The organism is Kushneria sp. EE4, assembly GCF_977968315.1.
The window spans coordinates 439,494-459,302 of the sequence record NZ_OZ386212.1 but is presented as its reverse complement, the minus strand read 5'-3'; the positions used below and the strand labels follow the sequence as shown (position 1 = coordinate 459,302).

Sequence of the window (19,809 nt, the reverse complement as noted above, 5' to 3'; positions counted from 1 at the left end):
GCAAAATCTGTTGACCATGTGACGACGCCGTATGCCGGCATCGTTCAGCGGTGCCTCCAGGGTAGGTGGCCGTGACGACAGGCGAATCCCTGTCGGCCAAGAAACGTCGCGCCATGTGGCCGCGGCGCCCTTTCTGCAGGCCATAAAAAACCCCCGCCTGAGCGGGGGTTTCCATATAGACGACTTCAGAACATTTTATGCAAAGATAAGATCTTGGCTGTCGATGTTGGCGGAATCAACGCCTGTCAAGGTGATGGATTCCTCGTTGCCGGTTCCGCCCGGCGTATAGGTCAAAGTCGTATCTTCACCGGAGGGAGCAACAGCGATATCTTCAAATGCTACCGGCGAACCGTCGCCACTGGCAGTGACATTGGAGAAATCGATGAAGTCGGTACCATCTTCAAAGTCTGCAATGCTGGCACCACCAGAAGTGCCATCATCGGCCACTACGAAGTCATCGCGAGTATTGGCAGTACCGGAGATCGGAGAGTCTGCGCTACTAACTGCGATGTCGTTGTCAGGACCGTCCTGAGTCGGTGCAGTCGGAGTCTCTTCTACCGGAGTCTCTTCTACTGGAGTCTCTTCTACCGGAGTCTCTTCTACCGGAGTCTCTTCTACCGGAGTCTCTTCTACCGGAGTGTTATCGTTAACACCGTTGAAATCGTCGATATCAACGATCTGATCGGTGTTGTCCGCCAGCTGCTGGACATCCACATCGCCGGTCATGCGCAGCGCAAAGTCCTGGCTGTCGGCACCGTTTGTAACAGAATTGCCAGTGTTGGAGTTCTGGTACAGATAGGTGTCGCCTTCATAGGAGAAGGAGGCGTAATTGCCTTCTGTCAGATCTCCGGAATTTGCTGCCGCGCGGAAGGCGTTGGCCAGCGAGGACACGTCACCGATGTCGACTGCATCGACGTTGTCGCCGGTGATGATGTTGGAATTGTCATCGTCGCCGTCAATAGCACCAAAGCGCAGGGTGTCTTCAGCCACGTCGAAGTTGGTAAGGGTCCCCACCAGGTCGCCATCGAGACCGATGCGCGAATCAACGGTGATGTCGTCATGACCGGTACCGTTGTAGCCTTCCTCGATCTGCGCCAGAACGATGGTTTCGGCCAGGTTGGCATCGCCACCTGTCAGCGTCAGACCGCCGGTCAGGGTAGTAGCGTTGATGGTCGCGATCTCGGCGTCATCAGAGGCGTCGTAGGCGATACGGCCGTTGCCACCCAGGTTCAGCGTGGAGAGGCTGTCGTCGTCATCGGCGTTGTTGACTTGCAGCGTCAGGGTCTCGCCCTCTTCGCTGCGGTCGTTACGGAAGTTGGCACGAATGGAGAGTGACTCGGTGCCTTCCGTGGTGTTGATGGTCAGATCACCGCCGTCGATGGCGTCAATGCGCTGGGTGCCGTCGGCGTTGTTCAGCGTGGCGCTCAGGTCGTTGCGGTTACCGATAACAACGCCATCAGTGTTGGTGACAGGCTCTGCGCCGTCGCTGTCCGGATCGCCGTCGGCAAAACGGATCTGCGCCAGGTTGTCCAGGGTGGAGGCATCAACGCTGACGTCGTTGTCTTCAGTGTAGAAGGTAATGCGATCAACGTTGGACACGTTGTTGATGGAAGACAGATTAATATTGCCATCGTCATCAAGGTCGTCGACATCGGAGCCGTCGAAGTCGGTCACGCGAAGGGTGTTGTAGCCGTCACCGCCGTCGATGTCGCCCAGCGTATCCAGGCTGTTATAGCCGACGAAGACGCGGTCGTTGCCGGCACCGGCGCTGAGGCTGTCGCCGCCGCTAAGTTCAAAGCGGTCGCCGTTGTCGCTGCCGGTGATGGCAACGCCCTGGCCCAGATCAGTCGTGTTGATGCTGGCAGAGGCCTGCATGGCGCTGGCATCGATAGCGGTCAGAGCGGCCAGGTTGCTGGTGGCGTTAAAGGTCAGGTTACGCACGCCAGTGATGTTGACCGTCTCGAGCGTGTCGTTGTTGTCGCCACTGAGGTTGAGCTGCGTGCTGAGCGCGGCATCGTCGGCGAACAGATCAGAGTTGCCGGTGTTGGCCTGGGATTCGATCTCCAGCGTGTCGATGCTGTCACCCACGTTGATAGTGGATTCCAGCGAGGCGGAGCTGATGCTGCCGGTATTAACACTGCTGGTATCGAGCTCGCCGTCATCACCGATTTCAAGCGCCAGCGGAGTAACCACGCCGTCGTCGTCGGTGGATTCCAGCGTGCCGTTGAAAAAGCTGTCGTTGAGAACAACGCGAGCGGCGCCGGTGCTGCCCTCGGCCAGGTTGACCGTCAGCGAGTCGTCGTCGTCGTTAAAACCTTCCAGCCACAAGGCCTGGCCATCGGCCAGCGTGACGGCGGCATCGTCAGACCAGCCATCCTGCAGGCGCAGGCTTTGCAGCGGGCCGACAGTGGACACATTGATGTCGCTGGTCAGCTCGTCGGTGATGACAACGCGCTCGTTGACGAAATCTTCGATCTGAATCTGGTTCGTTTCGCGCGCAACACCGTCGTCATCGAAATAGGCGCTGCCGTTAGAACCGTAGATGCTGTTCGCCAGCTCGTTGTTAATCGTTAGTCTTGGCATTGCAAGAACACTCCTTGATCAAGAAACCTTCGAAGGTTGAGCAAGGCGCCATAATTTTTACAAAAAATAACTCCTAATACTTTAGTGTTATTTTTTGACGCCCTCTCTCAGCCCTCATCCTAATTATGTTTCTCGAACAAAACCACCTGTTACCGTCAGAAACCATTAACCCGTTGCGTTTAACAGCTTAGGCTCTTTTACCCGAACGTTTGTCGCTTTTCCCAATACTTTAGGGACTATTCAAGTAGTTTTAACCAAAGCGACATCTGCATTGAAAATCAAGAAGGTTTTAAATTAAGTTTCGGTAAAGCTTACATCCGTGACGGTCGAAAAACCTGCCTCGCTTGCACAATCCCTTACCGCCCGGGTGGTGACTGTTACGCCGATCTGATTGATGATCATGGTTGGCTACACTCGCTTACCCGTTCTGGATTTCGCCATGTCTGCTGCCGACCAGCCCTTCACGATGTCGTCTTCACCGCCTCGTTTTTATTTCGGCATACCGCTGCGCGCTCGCGCCTGTGCGATGAACTGGGCGCAGGTCTGCAGCAATCTGGCGCGCACGCTGGACAGCCTGGCGCGCCAGAGTCGGCGCGATTTTCGGGTGCTTGTCTCATGTCATGACATCCCCGATGTGGATACCCGGGGGCTTGATATCGAGTTTTTAACGGTGGACTTCCCCCCGCCTTTTGATGACAGCGGCCGACCCGGCAACGACAAGCATAAAAAAAAGCACCAGCTGGGGCTGGCGCTGGGCAGGGAGGTGACAGACGACGTTTATTACATGGCGCTGGATGCTGACGATCTGATCCACCCGGCCCTGGTGGAAACAGTGCTTGAGGATGACAATCAGCGGGGGTATCTCATCGAGCGCGGGTTGATGTTCAATGCCGCGACCGGCCACTACCGAGCGTGCGGTGAAGACAGCCGTCCGTTCTGGCGCAACTGCGGCTCCTGCGCGGTGGTCTACTTCACCGCCGACGAGCTGCCGCAGTCCAGAAGGGACAAGACCCGCTACTACAGCCGCTTTCAAAACCATATTCGCTACGTTGAGGTGGCGCGCGATGCCGGGCGTCCGTTGACGCCTTTCAAGGAAGCGATGGCGGTGTATGTCGTCAATCATGGCGAAAACGACTGGACCGCCTATCGGTGCCGGGCCGATGGCAAAACACGCTATATCGAGGCGCGCCCCATCCACCAGCGCTACCAGATCGAGACGCTGCAGACGCTTTTTCCGCAGCTTGAGGCCAGAAAACCGGGGCTTTGGGCGCATCCGCTGATTCGCCCCTTTTACCGGCGCCTTGTGAAGCCCGGGGCCTGACAGGGCACGTGCCGTGATCTGACGGCCTCTTTTGCGCAAGCACCTGCCTGACGCGCTCTGCGTGTGTCCCGTGTCGATCGCGCTGAGTCGCGCCCCGCCAACCGTGGGGTGACGGCATGTATCAACCCGAGGGAAATCCGTTTACATTAAGCAACATGCATTAAACGGTTAATCCACCAGGTAATGAGGCAGGCATGTCAGACAGGGCATCAGACGCCAGTACAGGCTGTCGCTTTTTTTTCGGCATTCCGCTGCGCGCCCGGGCGCGCTGTCGTGACTGGCCGCGGCTGTGTCGCAATCTCGAGCGCACGCTGGCCTGCCTGGCGCGTCAGCAGTGCGGCGATTTTCGGGTGTTGATTGCCTGTCACGAGCCGCCCGATATCGACACTCATGGGCTTGATGTCGAATTTGTGCCGGCCGATATCCCGCTTCCCCCGCTACGCAACGACCAGGGGCTGCCCGGCAGTGACAAGCCGGCCAAAAAGCGCCTGCTGGGAGTGGCGCTGGCACGGCAGACGCAGGCGCCCTTTTATTTCATGCATCTGGATGCCGATGATCTGGTCCATCCCGAACTGGTTGCCCGGGTGCTTGCCGATGACAATCAAAGGGGCTATCTGATCGACCAGGGGGTGATGTTTGACTGCATAACGGGCACTTTCGGCCAGTGTGACCCGCTGACGTCACCCTTCTATCAGCACTGCGGCTCCTGCGCGGTGGTGTACTTTCAGGGCGATGAGCTGCCCCGTGCCCTGACCGGCCGAGGTACCTACTTCACCCGCTTTACCAAACACAGGCTGTATGGTGATGTCGCCGCTGCCCATGGCCGGCCACTGACGCCCCTGCCGGGCAACATGGGCGTCTATGTGGTCAATCACGGCGAAAACGACGTCTCGATCTACCGGGGGGACCGGGACGGCAAAAGCAGGTTTGTACGCCGGCGGGGCATCTCGGACGAGCACGAGATTGCACGGCTGTTGGCGCTGTTTCCCGAGCTCGACGGTTTCATGCTCGACGCTGTCAGCGCCTCCCCGCTGTCATGAGTGCCGGGCGCCCTCAATAGTGCCGGCACGCGATGTGATGCCGCATCGAGCCATTAAAAACGCCGCAGCCTTCGGGCTGCGGCGTTTTTATAATGCCATATCGGAAAACACGCCGAGCGCGCAGCGCCCGGGGCACCAGCGGCTCAGCCCGTGCCACCCGCTGCCATTTCCTGAAGCGCGTGATCGACCTGGCGGGTAGCCACCGGCAGATCCGCTTCGCTGCGTGGCGGCGCGACCAGCTGCCCGATCAATCCCATGGTGTCGGTCAGGCTGGTGCTGCCAAGGCGCCCCGTGGCACTGAGCAGACTGAGACGATCAAGCACCAGCCGCCGGAAGGCGTCGACATAGGCGATACGCTGATCGTAAAGATCGGCGCGCGCATCGAGTACGTCGACCAGATCGCGCAGCCCCAGTGCCGCGCCCCGATCGGCGGCTTCGAGATACAGCTCGCTGGAGCGAATCGATTGCGCCAGCGCCTCCAGCCGGGTGATATCCCCGTCGATACCGCGATGGCGCTGGCGCAGCTCTTCGATGGCCTGACGCCTGGCGTTGTCCACATCGGCCTGTCCGGCCTGGCGCAACAGATCCCCCTGGCGGACATCCGCGGACGTATAGCCGCCTCGGAAGAGGTTCATGCTGGCCTGCACGCCGGCGCGCTTGTCCTCGCTTTCGCGGTAGGGGTCGTCGCTGTTGCGGTTCATCCAGGAAAGATTGAGCGAGACTTCGGGGTAATAGGCTGATCGGCGCACATCGTGGTCGGCACGCGCCACTTCCAGCTGCTGAAGGGCGAGCTGCACTTCGACATTCTGTGCGATATCCGGCTCCAGGGTCTGCAGCGCCGGGGGGCGGGCAAAATCGATATCGGTCAGCTCGTTGAGCGAAAACTGCGCAAAGTCCGGTGAGACGCCGGTCAGCCTTTCAAGCCGCGACAGGGCATCGTTGTAGTCGTTTTCGGCCGAGGCAATATCAGCGCCTGATTGATCATGACGCGAGCGGGCCGCCAGCAGGTCAATGCGATCGCCAATGCCCAGATCAAAGGCGCGCTGCGCCTGTGTGAGCTGCAGATCCAGCGCTTCCCGCTTGCCCTGGAGCAGATCGACCTGACGCGAGGTGTAAAACGCGTTCATGTAGGCTTCTGCCGTATTGAGCACCAGATCACGCTCGGCGACCGCCAGCTGCAGCTCGGCGGCTTCACGCTGTTCGCCGGCCCGTTGAAGCTGACGAATGCGCTCCATGGAAAACAGTGGCTGACTCAGCTGGATCTGGCGGACATTATCGGTGCTGTAGCCCCGGCAGCGCCGTTCAAAATCCTCTCCGCCCAGCAGCTCACCGGTTTCGGGATTGTTGGCACAGCTGCTGACATCACCATCGGTGTAGATATTGTCACTGTCGGTGTAGCTGTAGCCGTAAGTAAAATCGATCTGCGGCAGCAGGCCGGCACGCGCCTTGGGCACGTCCTCGGCCCGCGCCCGGCTTTGCAGGCGCTGGCTATTGATATTGGCGTCATGGGACAGCGCCATTTCCAGAAGGCCCGGCAATGAGGGGACGACGGCACGGGGGGTGCCGGTACCATCGAGTGCCATGCCCTGTGCCGGCACGCCGGGCGCCGTCTGCAGCGCCACCGGGGCACCGGGTTCGGGCCGGGACAGGTGGCTGCTCACACTGGTTCTGGCAATCGGCGCCTTGGCGGGCGCCGCACCGCTGACGGTGTTGGTGCGTTCAAGAAAATCTGCTGCCTGGCTGATACCGGCCGCCCAGGGGGCCGCAGTCAGCAGCAGGATGGCCATGGCGTTGCGCGATAGGCGCCTTTTATGAACATGCTGACACATACGGGCCTAGTCCTGTCGCATTGCGCGGTTGAGCATGTCGGTGACCGGCTGCGCCATATAGGCAAAAAGCGTTTTCTCACCGGTACGGATCATGACTTCGGCCGGCATGCCGGAAAGCAGCTGCATCTGATCGGTCATTTCCTCGCGCCCCTTCTCGGAGACCCTGAGCCTTGCGCGATAGTAGCGTGAGCCGGTGTTTTCGTCCTCGAAGCTGTCTGCCGAGACATGCTCAACGACCCCATCCACGATCGGTGCGCGACGCTGATTGAAAGCGCTGAATCGAATCTCGCCGTGCTGGCCGGGGTAGATGTTGTCGATATCCTGAGCGGGCACGCGGGCCTCCACCATGAAGCCGTTGTTGCTGGGCACGATGCTCATGATCGGGTCCCCTGCCCCGATAACGGCGCCGATGGTGTGGACTTCAAGACCGACCACGGTGCCGGAGACCGGGGCGAGAATTTCGGTACGCCTTACCTGATCTCCCAGCGCGACCAGCCGCTCCCGGGAATCGGAGATCTGGGACTGCGCCTCGCGCAGCTGCTCGCCGATCTCCTGCTGATAGTTCTGACGCTGCGTTTCGATACGAACCCGGTTTTCGCTGATCTGCGACTTGAGCTGGGCGATTTGTGCCCTTGAGTTGGCCGTGTCGGATTCAAGCTGCATGGTCTGGCGCTGCAGTTCACGAATGCGCTGGTTGTTGCCCAGCCCTTCCTTGAACAGCGACTGGTAATCCGCCGTTTCTTCGCGCAGCGAACCGATCCGATTGCGGTTGATGCTGATGGTCTGGTTGAGACCGTCAATCTGCTGCTGGAACTGCTCGATCTGCTCGTTGAGCGCACTGATTTCGCCTTCCAGTGAGCTGCGACGCGAGAAAAAGAGGCTGCGCTGGACATCCAGAATCTGGCTGAAGCGCTCGTTTTCATCGGCGACCGATTTGAGCTCGTCAGGGAAGACAAGCGTATCGGCGCCGCGCTGCTCGGCCAGCAAACGCACTTCCTGGGCACTGGCGATAAACCAGTTGGACTGTGAAATATCGAGCTGGGATTTGGACTGGGTGTTGTCCAGTACCATCAGGGTATCGCCCTGCTCGACGTGATCGCCGTCCTCGACGTCGATGGAGGAGACCATGCCCCCTTCCAGGTGCTGAACGGTGCGCTTGAAGGACTCCACCGATACCGTGCCGCTGGCCACGACCGCGACCGATAGATTGGCAAGCAGTGCCCAACCACCGAACCCGCCGAAGGCCACCAGCAAAATGATGATGCCGACCAGTTTGACCCGACGGTCGGAGGTGGGGAGTTCCCGGGCGCTGTTCGATTCGCTGGACGAGTGATGCCCTTCGGCGGCAACGGAGGCGCTGCCTGGAATAACCGTGCTGCTCATTGTTGTTCCCCCGGAAAGGATACGGTGAAAACAGTGCCGTTCGGGTCAGCCATTGTATTGAGTCTCGCTCTGGGAAGGGCTTGGCGTCTCCCGCGGCTGACGCGGTGACGCTGCATCAGACGGGGCGGTCGGTGCAGGTGCCGCAGGCTTTTTGGCTGCCCCGGCGCCGTCACCGGCCACGGCCTGCGGAGCCGAGCGTTTCTGACCCTTGCCCGAGAGACGGGAGATGACTTCATCACGCGAGCCGAAAAGACTCACCTGACCTTCCTTCAATACCAAGAGCTTGTCGACGCTCGAGAGAATGCTGGTGCGATGGGAGATGATGAATACGGTCGTTCCCTCACGCTTGAGCTGGTGCAGGGCCTGGGCCAGCGCCTTTTCACCGCTGTCATCAAGATTGGAGTTGGGCTCGTCGAGCACGACCATCACCGGTTTGCCGTAGAGCGCCCGTGCCAGTCCGATGCGCTGGCGCTGACCGCCGGACAGGGCGCCGCTGCTGGAGCCGATAAGCGTGTCGTAGCCGTTGGGCTGTTGCAGAATCATCTCGTGTACGCCCGCACGCTGAGCGGCTTCCACTACCTTTTCAGGATCGACCTCGCCAAAGCGGGCAATGTTTTCACTGATGGTGCCGTCGAAAAGTTCGATGTCCTGGGGCAGATAGCCCAGATACGGGCCCAGCTCGTGACGGTTCCACTGGGTAATGTCGGCGCCATCGAGTCGCACCTTGCCCACCTGGGATGGCCAGATCCCAAGCAATACACGCGCGAGTGTGGATTTGCCCGACGCACTCGGCCCGATGATACCGATGTGCTCGCCTTTCGCTGTCTCGAAGTTGACGCCGCGAATGGTGGCGGCACGTGCGCCGGGTGGCGCCGCCGCGATGTTTTCGATGCTGACCCGCCCTTCCGGCGCCGGCAGCGACATGCGCTCGCTTTCGGCGGGAATTTCCGACAAAAGCGTCTGGAGCCGGGAGTAGGCACTGCGTGCGCCCACGAAGCCCTTCCATGCCCCGATCATCTGATCAATGGGTGACAGGGCGCGGCCCATGAGAATGGAGCCGGCAATCATCATGCCGGGCGTGACGCTGCCATCAAGCACCAGCAATGCCCCAAGGCCCAGAATCAGTGACTGAAACAGGATACGCAGCACCTTGGAGATATTGGACAGCGTTCCGGAGCGGTCACTGGCTCTGGACTGGTGAATCAGGAATTCGCGATGCTTTTTCGCCCAGCGCGCCCGGATCCCGGGCAGAATCCCCATGGCATGCAGGACCTCGGCATTGCGCAGATTGGAGTTGGCCAGCTCCTGGGCCTGGATGTGTTCGTTGTTGGCCTCGGCAAGCAGACCACGCGTGGCATATTCATTGGCAATGGCCAGGCCGAGCAGAATGATACCGGCGATGGTGGCAAAAACACCGAACCAGACGTTGAACAAAAACAAAACGCCGATATAGATGGGAATCCACGGTGCATCGAAGAAAGCGAACAAACCGTTGCCGGTCAAGAACTGACGCAGGCTGGTCAAATCGTTGAGCGGCTGCGCCGACTGCTTGCCCGGTGATAACAGACTCTTTCGAAACATGGCCCCATAAAGTCGGTCGCTGATGAGCGTATCGAGACGGTTACCCACTCGTACAAGAAGTCTTGAACGCACAATTTCCAGCGCGCCCATGACCGTGAACAAAAAGACGACGATCATCGTCAGCATGAGCAGGGTATCAGCGCTGCGGGTGGTGATTACCCGGTCATACACCTGAAGCATGTATAGAGGGGGCACCAGCATCAACAGGTTGATAAACATGCTGAAAAAACCGGCTGATACAAAGGAACGTTTACACGCCTTCAGCGCCAGCTGAAGATCGGTTGGTTCTTTTTTTGCCGCCATGGAAATTACTCGTGGTTATAAAGGACCAGGTCAAAGCGCATTGATACTAACAGATGCTTACTGCATGAATCATTGTGTCGTCCGATATTTATAAGCCGAAAGCGATCATGGCGTACTCATGTCATTGAATATGATCTCCATCGTATGCCCCGAAGGTTACAACGAGATGTTGGCGCCTCTGAAAAGCCTCCGGTAGCCATACTGCCAACAGGGGGGGCGGGTCGCTGGAAAAGCCTGCCACGCCATGTTTATCGCCCTGTCGACACCAGACAGTCGAGCTGTGCATAACAAACCCATCCAGGTTATCGAAACCGATGGCCCTCTCCCTGAGCATTGTCGGCAAGCAGACCAGGCACAGGGCCGTATGAGTTTCGACGCACGCGTGCCTGGTTATGTGTCGTCAGAGTTTCCGCGAATGAAAGATGCCGCAGCCCTTGGGCCACGAGAGTCAGCAGTGACCACCCCGAGCGTGCTGCAAACGCATCCATGACGTCGGTGCAGTGGCCTGTCACCGAAACCTGGTGACAGGCCGTACTCGGCTCTGACCTTGTGATGATCTCTCCGTGACACCTGCATCAGGCAATAGCAGGCTCGGCCGGGCCTGGGGCGCGAGACAGCATCGCAACCGTTTACGCCCCACGGGTTTCACAACCGAATTAATTCATTTTTTCCAATATAACCATAACGGTACTGGCGCAGGACGGTCGACGACGACCCCAATGAAGGCAGGATCGCTTTTCGGATGGCTCTTTCGAGCTGATGGGCATAGAAGCGGGACGGACGAACCTCTGGTCATGATACTGCCGCCGCCTATGAAACACTGAATCAATCAGAAGAAAGGATTAGTAACCTTTACTTTCGGGGCTGACCCGATGCCGGCATAATGAGATAATTTCTGTAACATCACGCCATAAGCAGCATTGTTCTGATACGTCATAAAATCGTTATACAAACAATAATTACAAGACGCTATGCATCTATCGAAGGGAAATCGCATGTATTCAGTGGAAAAAGCGCTTTATTTAAGTCTGTGTACGCAGGGGTTATACAATGAGAGCTATCTGGAAAATAAAGACATTGAAATCTCTGACGAAGAATGCCCCCGGACGATTATCCTTGACGGGGTACAGCTGGCTAGACTGAAAGCGCTTTTCAAGGCAGGCGATGCGCAATGCATGGCATCCATGCAGGCGTTGCTGGAAAAAGCGGATTCCCTGTTGGAGATGCCCTGCTACAGCGTGACTCAAAAAGGGAGCGCACCAGCAGGTGCTTCGATCAACGATTATGTGAGTCTGGCTAAATACTGGTGGCCGAACCCGGACTCTGATGATGAATTGCCCTATATCCGAAAAGACGGCCATGTTAATCCCGACTGTTATTCAGAATCCTATGACGCCTCTCGATTCGTTCGAATGACGGAGCGGGTGCAGGTTCTCGCGCTTGCAGGGTTTATTTCTCAAAATAAAAAAATGGCTGAAAAGGCAGTCGAGCAGCTGACTGTCTGGTTCCTCGATCAGGACAAGGCTCAGACACCACATTTTGAATGGTCACAGCGTATACCGGGCAGGGAAAAGGCACGTGGAGCGTCTGTTATTGAAGCGCGCCATTTAATTTATATCATTGAGTCAGTGCGGATTCTTGAATTCACTTCATCAATAGATGAACACAAGAAACAGGCATTTCAAACATGGTGCCGAAAAGCGCTTGACTGGTTTCGTCACAGCGAGATCGGGCAGCAGGCCAAAATAGCTAAAAACAATATTGGTTTCTGGTACGACCTCACCTGTATTGGGCTGGCCGACTTCGTAGAAGAAAAACACTGGGCCAAAACTTTTATCGAAGAAGATGTCAAACCCCGGTTTGAAGCACAGGTCGCTGATGACGGTGGCTTGATCGAAGAACTCAAGCGTGAGCGCCCACAGGATTATGTGGCTTTTACGCTAGTGGCCATGTCACAACTGAGCCGCTTCGGTGACAACTACGGTCTTCCCCTCTGGGATCAACTTAAAGCTGACGGCAAAGGGTTTGAATTTGCCCATCGGTGGCTGTTGGATCAGGCTCAATTAAAAGAAGCCACCGTGGCAGGCAACTACTTAAAAGCCGGAGTCAACTCTGTTCGGGAAGGTACAAATGAAAGCCTTTTTGAACAGGAAACGGTTTTGGCAGGTATTTCCCTGTACCGAAAAATCGGACAGATTAGACTTGAAGAGATTGTCAAAAAAGATCGCACTATTACCGAAAATAATCAAAAAATAGAAAACCTGGAAAAAACCATAGAACGTCAAACTCAGAATACTGAGGCATTGAGTCATCGTCAGGAAGTCATCAATCTTAGAAAACAGCTTTTGAACGATAAAGATGCTCGTATCAAGGCGCTGGAAGAAAACGTTGCGGAACAGGCAACATCGCACAAGGATTACGTACGAGAAGCCGCATTAAAAGACAAGATAAAAAAGCAGGCGCAAAGAACTCAAAAAATTGCCGATGGGCTTGCGCATATCAAATCGCGGTACGCCCATGACACAGAGAAGAAAGACGAAAAAATCCAGAAACTGGAAGCCCAGCTTCAAAAACTGGAAGAAGAAAAAAATCGTATCAATGAAGAATCACAACACCACAAGAAAAAAAGAATAGAGTTTCTCGAACAAAAAAATGAAACTCGTGAAAAACTGGATCAGGCAAATGAACGTCTGGAGTTGCTGACGAAAGAAAATACAGCAAATCAAACGGCACTGACCGAGCTACAGGAAAAATACAGCGTCAGTCGAAAAGAATATCTGGAAAACATTCAAGCGCTCGAAGCAAGTCTCAAAGAGGAACAGGCACTAAATAACAAGAGAAAAAGTCGTGAAACGACTCTGGAAAAAGAGCTCAAAAATTACAAGAACCGTACCAAAGAACTTGAAACGCTTAGCCAGGGCGCGCAGGCCCGAGAAAAAGAGCATCATCTCAAAGACAAAAAATTGGCCCAGGCCAAAAACAAATCAAATAACCTTGAAAGAAAAGTCAAAAATCTCGAGGCTAAAATTGATGCGCTGCACAATAGCCGCTCCTGGCGCCTGACCCAATCGCTACGCGCGCTATCCAAGCGTGGTGGTTCACATGCCGGCAGCCCAAAAAACCTGAACAAAATTAGCGACAGCACAAATAAGCAGAAAAGCGCAACCAACACTTCAGACAAGGCAAACGACAAGAAGACTTCAGCGGTCAAGGATACATCTTCAAGCCCGGAGCCGGAGCCAGCAAACGCCCCAAAAAAAGCTGTTGCTCCGGGAAAGACCGGCACAGCTCCATCTCAAAAAAGTGATAATTCTGCTTTTCAAAAGCATCCGCTGGAAGTTCTAAAAGGCTCAATGCTCGATTCGGTCGACTGGCTAAAGGAAGAAAGTCGCCAAAGCGGCCTCGATGAGCAAAAAGATACATTCGTTTTGTATCGAATCATTGGCAATGACCTCTATCCCCGCCATGCCAAAGGCCAGTCGAGGAACAATGTCGAGTTCATTCTTAACAATGAACAACCGTTGGAAGGATGTGTCAAAAAGTGGATAGTCAATCGCATTTTTGACTCTTCTGAAGAAGCACAGATTATTTCCCTGCTCGAAGCGCATCATCAGGATTACATCCATCTTCCCTTTGACCCTGTTGCTTATGAAAGGCTCGATTTCGATACATCGATTCTGCCACATGAAAACTACCTCACCAGCAAAGAGTTTCACGATCTGAAGCGCTTTGAAAAGCGTCGAATCTATACCGCCGTACACCGTTTAAAAAACAACTACGCCATGAACAACAATGGTGCACGCAATGTCGCGCTGGATGCGGGCCGTAAAGAATACAAGTGGGTTCTACCCTGGGATGGAAACTGCTTTTTAACGCCATCTGCCTGGGAACAAGTCAAACGCGAAATCCAGGAACAGTCCTACTTTAAATATTTTGCTGTGCCGATGGCTCGCGTACTCGATAACGACGCCCTCCTCAATGAGGACGAAAAACTCGATCCCGCCGAAGAACCCCAGCTGGTATTCCGTCGTGACGCGCAAGAGCGGTTCAATGAGGCTTACTCTTATGGTCGTCGTCCAAAGGTAGAAATGTTCTGGCGATTGGGCATGCCCGGAAAATGGGATATGTGGGTGGATGAATCGGAAGATCAGCCTCGCCGACCACTGGCCCCTGAAGCCTATCAATGGGGAGTGGCGGGATGGGTTGCACGCCTTTTTTCGGGCATGAAGGAACAGGAAGTTGAAAACGGTGCGGTCAATCGCAATCAGCGGCGTCAGGACGCGATAGTTGCTTTCCTCCAACAGCTTGATCGTCAGGTTGCCGAACGCGAAAGCAACAGTGACAGATCTCTGGTTGCCAAATCACAGGCGCTTCCGGGTGAGCAAAACCGCCCTTTCTACTTTGGTATTCCAGTGCGCTCTAAAGCCTGCACCAATAACTGGGAAGTCATCTGCACCAACCTGGAAAGGACATTGCTGAACCTGTCAAGACAGGAAAACAAGAACTTCAAGGTTTTAATTGCCGTTCACGAAATTCCCTCGATCCGAACCTTCGATCTCGATGTCGAATTCCTTATCGCAGATTTTGCGCCACCGATCAATTCAGACGGTACCTTTGGAAACGATAAAGGGCCCAAAAAGCGAATGATCAGTATGGCGCTTTCTGAACAGACTCAGGCTCCTTTCTACTACATGCCGCTGGACGCCGACGATCTGGTACACCCATCGCTCGTGCATCAAGTACTGGAAGACGATAATAAGCGTGGTTACCTCATAGCACGGGGTTATATATTTAACCAGGCAACCTCCTCTCTGACACCCTGTGACGAGAGCAATACCGAGTATTGGAAGCATTGCGGCTCCTGCGCAGTATTTCATCTGGAGCATTCCGATCTTCCCATGAGTCGCATGAGCAGCGACGCTTATATTTTCACACTCAAACGTCACACAGAGTTCCCGGAACTGGCCGAACAGCATGGCAAGCCGCTGGAAAAGTTCTCCGACTACATGGGCATCTATATCATCAACCACGGTGAAAATAATCGTCTGGTTTATCGGGGCGGATGGAATAATAAAGACGAATTTACCGATCGCTTTCATATTCGTAGCGAAGCGGAAGCAGCCGCTATTTTCCAGGACTACCCTGAACTCGTGATTGAAACCGAAGAAACCGTTGATGTTTAAGTGGCGAAGCGAAACCATGAATGATCAAGAAATGGCAAAAATAGAGCAGGAAACTTTCAATGCGCTTCTTGAAGAAAAAGAGCAGCGCACTCGTGGTGCAAGTGCCAACGCTCCCGCTTCCAGGGCCAGACTTCAGATATTGCATGACTGGCAAAAACAAACGAGCGAGCTGCTTGATGGTTTAGCAGGTAATGACACGGCACTGGAAGCTATCGAACAAGAGCTTGTGACGCTTGACCGAGCCTACGAATGCAACGTTTCGCCTGAAGCAATGCAAAAAAATGGTTATTCGGCGCAAACGAACCGACCCTTTGACGAAGTTGAGACTGCGGCATCCGTTTTGGCATTAAGAATTATCCGGGAAGGCGTTCACCCGTTGAAGTCAAAAGGTGATGCTTACCGCCATTTGTCTTTCGTGCTTGAAAACGAGCCCAGACAACAAAATCTTGATGTGGTCTGGTTTGTTTATCGTTTCGTTCATCAGGATGAACAAGCAAGCATTGTGGAACTACTGGAACAACACGAGCAAACATACAGGATCGTTGCTTATCAACAGGATGTTTTTCAAAACCTTGTAGAACAGGCTGAAATGCGTTTTCTCAAGAAAAATAAAGGAAAAGGCCTCAAGTATTGTTCATCCACATTTCGGCAGCATCTGGCCATGGACGCTTTTCGACCGGCCATGGCGTATTTTTACAGTCATGACGGGCTGGTCGAGTGGGTTGAGGAGCAAGCGCCAACAACTCATCAGTGGATTGCCGTACTGGATGGCGACTATTTTATTACAGCCCACGCCTGGCGACGGCTCAACGAAGATCTGATCGCTCTTGACGAAGATACAGGATTTGTTTCGCTTCCAGTCAGTGAAGTCAATGACAGGGAAGCATTATTATCCGGCTATGCGCCACAGCGGCCCGGTCATTCTCCACAAGGAGTGTTCAGATACTCCGATTTCGTTGCGAACAGTACTGTTTCCAGCATGAATGAAGGGCAGACTCAGCGAGCGGGCTGGATCGCCAGGCTTGATATACCTGAATCGATCGATCGAAGCGAACAGCGTTTTAACGATGCTTTTTTGGCGTTCGCCAGATCAGTGAGCTCAGGAAAAGCAGTCAGTAGTGAACCAAACAAAAGATTTGTCTTCGGCATTCCCGTCCGTCCACGTGTAACAACCAAAAACTGGGATACGGTATGCAGTAACCTACAGAGAACGCTTTACAACCTGGCGCGTCAAACCCTTTCTGATTTCCGTGTTCTTGTTGCCTGTCACGAAATACCTGATATCGAAACCTATGGTTTGGATATCGAGTTTCTTATTGCCGATTACGAACCTTCCACAAACGAAGATGGCAAATACATTGGTGACAAGGGCAAAAAGAAACGGCTTATCAATGCAGCGCTTTCGGCAAGTGTGCAAAACGATTGCTACTATATGCCTCTCGATGCCGACGACCTTGTGCATCCTGAACTTGTTGAAAACACGCTGACTGATGATAACCGACGTGGCTACTTAATCGATAGCGGGTTCATGTACGATCTGAGTCAGGATAGTGTTGCACTTTGCGAACCACAAAGTTTTCCTTTCTGGACACGCTGTGGCTCCTGCGCCGTATTCTATTTGACAGTTGATGACCTTCCGATATCTCGTGGTGATAACGAAGCATATTTAGTAACCCTGAAATCTCATGCGGATTTCCCGGAATTGGCGAGGCTGCGTGGAAGAGAACTGGAACCGTTCACTCAACATATGGCGGTTTATCTCACAGGGCATAGTGAAAACAGCAGGCTCCAGTATCAGCAAATTGTGAGAAGAGGCAAAAGCTTCATGGAAGAACATATAGACTCAAACCAGGAGTCGCTAAAAAAATTCAAATATCAGTTCCCTGAGGTAATGTTTTTTACCAGCGCGTCTTGAACAAAACACACAAGGGGAATTTTAAAATGAAAAAAAGAGTTATTGTTATGCCCTCGATCGGTGATCGGGGATGGGTAGAATATAGTTCTCGGACTTTTTTGCCTTACGCAAAAAAATGTGGCGCCGATTTTTTTATCGAACGATCGATACCCGATAATTTCGACTTTCCTGATCTACCTGATCGCCCGGGGAGATCACACAAGAAAATTTTTGCATTAAAATCGTTTCTCATCTGGAAATATTTAGGCGAGTTAGGATACGAGCAGATTCTCATCGTTGATGACAGTTGTTGCGTCATGGGCGAGGCACCCTCGATTTTTGGAAGAGTGCCGATCGGAACGTGCGGATTTACAACCACCTCTTCCAAACATGCTCATCGCTCTTTTGCAGACATTGAAAAATTCATCGAAAAAAATGATGAAACACCCGTCGAATATGATGATCGCAAGTACATGAACTCAGGTGTCATGGTTTACGATCAAACAATGCTGCACGCTTTCAATCCTGATGAAATTTTTCGTTGCAGCTCTTTACTGTATTCAGACTACCCTCATCAAACGCTGAGTTATTATCTTTTGATGCGTCATGAGATCCCCATGAAGGCCGTCTCGAAAAACTTTAATCGCATGCCCAATAGTTCGGGCGAAAACCGTCGGGAAATGCTGGACCCCGAACCTTATATTGATGACGCTTTCATTCATCACTTCACCGGCGGATACAAGTATCGCGACACGCTTATTCCCAAGATGGCCGAACTGATCCTTGCTCGACAGACAGTGAGTTGACCTCGCCTGGTCGTCACAGGTTTTGATCCGATGACCAACCTGTATAAAAACGATAAAGGAAATGCCATTTTGCAGTAAGGGCAGAAGAGCCGCCGTTTGACGGAACGGCAGTCACGACACAAGAGAAAAGACGCTATTCTTTTACGCGGACAAAGCCACCAATATATTCAGGGGCTGGTACCCGACCACTCAGCTCACGGATACTACGCTGAACCTGCTTATACCGGGCGCTGAAGCCAGTTACACCTGCATCGGCGACCCGGCACAGCACGTACCGGATATCAATCATGTTAAAAGCAGCGCTTTTTACGCCGACAGGAGTCTTCATGGACTTGCCCCCTGTCGGCCCAACCATGGTCGTATCGATGATCGAGTCCGGATAACGTTGTAATAGTCGCGAAAGTAGGATTTTAAAATCCTGTAATTCCCTGACGGTTGTCACGCCTACAACCGAAAAAATTATGCAATATGGTGCTTGAGGTCAATAAACATTCTTGCCAAAAAAACCCTTGATAGCGGTCAGAAAAATGATCTTCAGATCAAGGCCCAATGACCAGTTTTCCAGATACCAGAGATCATACTGCACCCGCTTTTGCATCTTTTCCACGGTATCCGTTTCGCCTCTATAACCACTCACCTGGGCCCAGCCGGTAATACCCGGTTTAACCTTGTGGCGCTGCATGTAGGATTCCACCAGCTCCTTGTAATACTCATTGTGAGACAGCGCATGGGGTCTTGGCCCAACGATGGACATCCTGCCCTGAAGCACGTTGTAAAACTGCGGCAGCTCATCCAGTGACGTTCTGCGCAAAAAGGCACCGATACGCGTAAAGCGCGGGTCCCCACGCGTTGCCTGACGGCAGCCGCTGTTGCCATATTGAAATTTCATGGAACGAAACTTGTAGACCTTGAAGCGCTTGCCGTTGATACCGGTACGGTACTGCTTGAAAAGCACCGGCCCCTTTGACGAGCACTTGATCGCCACGGCGATCATGAGACAAAAGGGCAGCACAAAAACGGCAATCAGGCTTCCCAGAATAATGTCTTCAAGGCGTTTGATAAAACGTGACTGCCCGGTCATAGGGCTGACGCTAAGATCGATGGCATAGAGCCCGACCACTTCGCTGACCTTGTGATTAAGGATCGGCAAGTCGGAAAACTCGGGGAAGAACCGAATTTCCACGGTCTGATGGCGCAGCGTATGCATGATGTTTTTGACAGCGTTGCCCATGTTGAGCGGCATGCATATCCATACCTCCCGGGCGCCGGCGGCCAGTACGCGCCTTTCAATGGACATCAACTGATGTCCATCGGGTTCTTCATTAAGACGGTGCACCCCGCTGACCGAAAAGCCTGCCCCCTGCTCCCTTCTCATGTGACGGGTCACGTTGAGCAGCGTGTTGCCCGGCCCGATCAGAAATACGCGACAGCGATTACGCCCTCTCACTCTGAATCGCGCCATTATCATGCGAAGCAGAATTCGACCGATGGCGGCCAGCACAAAGGACATTAAAAGTGTCAGTGCAAGCCAGAGTCGGGAATAGCGCTCTACGGCATGAATAAAATAGATAATCGAGGCAGAAGCGATGGCCGTAACTGACCAGATGATAATCTGATCCGCCAGGATGCGGCTTAACCGTTTTATTCGCCAGTTGCCGTAGGCGTCAATAAGCACACTCACCAGCACAACCATGATGGCGATGACCTGCACGGCCCATTGATACCGCTCGTGCATGTCCAGCGTGTCAAAGCGGTAGTAATAGACCACTGTGGCAGACAGGATCAGCGATGCGATATCCAGAGCTGAAATCAATAAAAGCAGCAGATTTCTCTGACTCACAAAAAAGGATCTCTCCCGAGAGTTAAGCAAATTGTATGACTGCGCT

General features: G+C 53.9%; 11 protein-coding genes. 5 read left to right on the top strand and 6 right to left on the bottom strand.

What is annotated here, in order from left to right:
- Positions 1 to 195 precede the first annotated feature (195 nt).
- Complete coding sequence (locus ACXMYO_RS02090; protein ID WP_457807664.1) at positions 196 to 2,583, bottom strand: hypothetical protein; 2,388 nt, start codon at positions 2,581 to 2,583, stop codon at positions 196 to 198.
- 439 nt (positions 2,584 to 3,022) lie between these two features.
- On the opposite strand from ACXMYO_RS02090, the gene ACXMYO_RS02085 reads away from it, so the two are divergent.
- A complete protein-coding gene (locus ACXMYO_RS02085; protein WP_457807663.1) occupies positions 3,023 to 3,904 on the top strand; it encodes a hypothetical protein in 882 nt (293 codons plus the stop codon).
- A 194-nt stretch (positions 3,905 to 4,098) separates the two neighbouring features.
- Positions 4,099 to 4,944, top strand: coding sequence for a glycosyltransferase family A protein (locus tag ACXMYO_RS02080; protein ID WP_457807662.1), 846 nt, complete (start codon positions 4,099 to 4,101; stop codon positions 4,942 to 4,944).
- Between the two features lie 143 nt (positions 4,945 to 5,087).
- Here ACXMYO_RS02080 and ACXMYO_RS02075 read toward each other — a convergent pair whose 3' ends face one another.
- The 3 genes from ACXMYO_RS02075 to ACXMYO_RS02065 are packed head-to-tail and all read right to left on the bottom strand — an operon-like array spanning position 5,088 to position 10,040.
- The gene (locus tag ACXMYO_RS02075; RefSeq protein ID WP_457807661.1) at positions 5,088 to 6,731 is read right to left on the bottom strand and encodes a TolC family outer membrane protein; all 1,644 of its coding nucleotides are present in this window, start codon (positions 6,729 to 6,731) and stop codon (positions 5,088 to 5,090) included.
- A gap of 48 nt (positions 6,732 to 6,779) precedes the next feature.
- Positions 6,780 to 8,156, bottom strand: a complete 1,377-nt coding sequence (locus ACXMYO_RS02070; RefSeq protein ID WP_457807660.1) for an HlyD family type I secretion periplasmic adaptor subunit — start codon at positions 8,154 to 8,156, stop codon at positions 6,780 to 6,782.
- Positions 8,157 to 8,201: 45 nt separating this feature from the next.
- The gene (locus ACXMYO_RS02065; RefSeq protein ID WP_457807659.1) at positions 8,202 to 10,040 is read right to left on the bottom strand and encodes a type I secretion system permease/ATPase; all 1,839 of its coding nucleotides are present in this window, start codon (positions 10,038 to 10,040) and stop codon (positions 8,202 to 8,204) included.
- A 995-nt stretch (positions 10,041 to 11,035) separates the two neighbouring features.
- On the opposite strand from ACXMYO_RS02065, the gene ACXMYO_RS02060 reads away from it, so the two are divergent.
- Genes ACXMYO_RS02060 through ACXMYO_RS02050 form a run of 3 tightly spaced genes read left to right on the top strand, consistent with a single transcriptional unit; the run spans position 11,036 to position 17,923 of the window.
- Positions 11,036 to 15,223, top strand: a complete 4,188-nt coding sequence (locus tag ACXMYO_RS02060) for an alginate lyase family protein (protein WP_457807658.1) — start codon at positions 11,036 to 11,038, stop codon at positions 15,221 to 15,223.
- A gap of 16 nt (positions 15,224 to 15,239) precedes the next feature.
- Entirely contained in the window at positions 15,240 to 17,138 is a 1,899-nt protein-coding gene (locus tag ACXMYO_RS02055; protein WP_457807657.1) for a hypothetical protein, read from the top strand.
- Positions 17,139 to 17,164: 26 nt separating this feature from the next.
- Positions 17,165 to 17,923, top strand: a complete 759-nt coding sequence (locus tag ACXMYO_RS02050; protein WP_457807656.1) for a hypothetical protein — start codon at positions 17,165 to 17,167, stop codon at positions 17,921 to 17,923.
- Positions 17,924 to 18,056: 133 nt separating this feature from the next.
- Here the strand turns inward: ACXMYO_RS02050 and ACXMYO_RS02045 are convergent, their stop codons facing one another.
- On the bottom strand, positions 18,057 to 18,251 hold the full coding sequence (locus ACXMYO_RS02045; RefSeq protein ID WP_457807655.1) for a hypothetical protein: 195 nt from the start codon (positions 18,249 to 18,251) through the stop codon (positions 18,057 to 18,059).
- A gap of 153 nt (positions 18,252 to 18,404) precedes the next feature.
- Complete coding sequence (locus tag ACXMYO_RS02040; RefSeq protein WP_457807654.1) at positions 18,405 to 19,763, bottom strand: undecaprenyl-phosphate glucose phosphotransferase; 1,359 nt, start codon at positions 19,761 to 19,763, stop codon at positions 18,405 to 18,407.
- Between the last annotated feature and the right edge of the window lie 46 nt (positions 19,764 to 19,809).

What these genes read in the sequence shown, in the direction of transcription:
- ACXMYO_RS02090 (WP_457807664.1), bottom strand. Translation starts at nt 2,583, where the DNA reads ATGCCAAGACTAACGATTAACAACGAGCTGGCGAACAGCATCTACGGT.
- ACXMYO_RS02085 (WP_457807663.1), top strand. Translation starts at nt 3,023, where the DNA reads ATGTCTGCTGCCGACCAGCCCTTCACGATGTCGTCTTCACCGCCTCGT.
- ACXMYO_RS02080 (WP_457807662.1), top strand. Translation starts at nt 4,099, where the DNA reads ATGTCAGACAGGGCATCAGACGCCAGTACAGGCTGTCGCTTTTTTTTC.
- ACXMYO_RS02075 (WP_457807661.1), bottom strand. Translation starts at nt 6,731, where the DNA reads ATGGCCATCCTGCTGCTGACTGCGGCCCCCTGGGCGGCCGGTATCAGC.
- ACXMYO_RS02070 (WP_457807660.1), bottom strand. Translation starts at nt 8,156, where the DNA reads ATGAGCAGCACGGTTATTCCAGGCAGCGCCTCCGTTGCCGCCGAAGGG.
- ACXMYO_RS02065 (WP_457807659.1), bottom strand. Translation starts at nt 10,040, where the DNA reads ATGGCGGCAAAAAAAGAACCAACCGATCTTCAGCTGGCGCTGAAGGCG.
- ACXMYO_RS02060 (WP_457807658.1), top strand. Translation starts at nt 11,036, where the DNA reads ATGTATTCAGTGGAAAAAGCGCTTTATTTAAGTCTGTGTACGCAGGGG.
- ACXMYO_RS02055 (WP_457807657.1), top strand. Translation starts at nt 15,240, where the DNA reads ATGAATGATCAAGAAATGGCAAAAATAGAGCAGGAAACTTTCAATGCG.
- ACXMYO_RS02050 (WP_457807656.1), top strand. Translation starts at nt 17,165, where the DNA reads ATGAAAAAAAGAGTTATTGTTATGCCCTCGATCGGTGATCGGGGATGG.
- ACXMYO_RS02045 (WP_457807655.1), bottom strand. Translation starts at nt 18,251, where the DNA reads ATGAAGACTCCTGTCGGCGTAAAAAGCGCTGCTTTTAACATGATTGAT.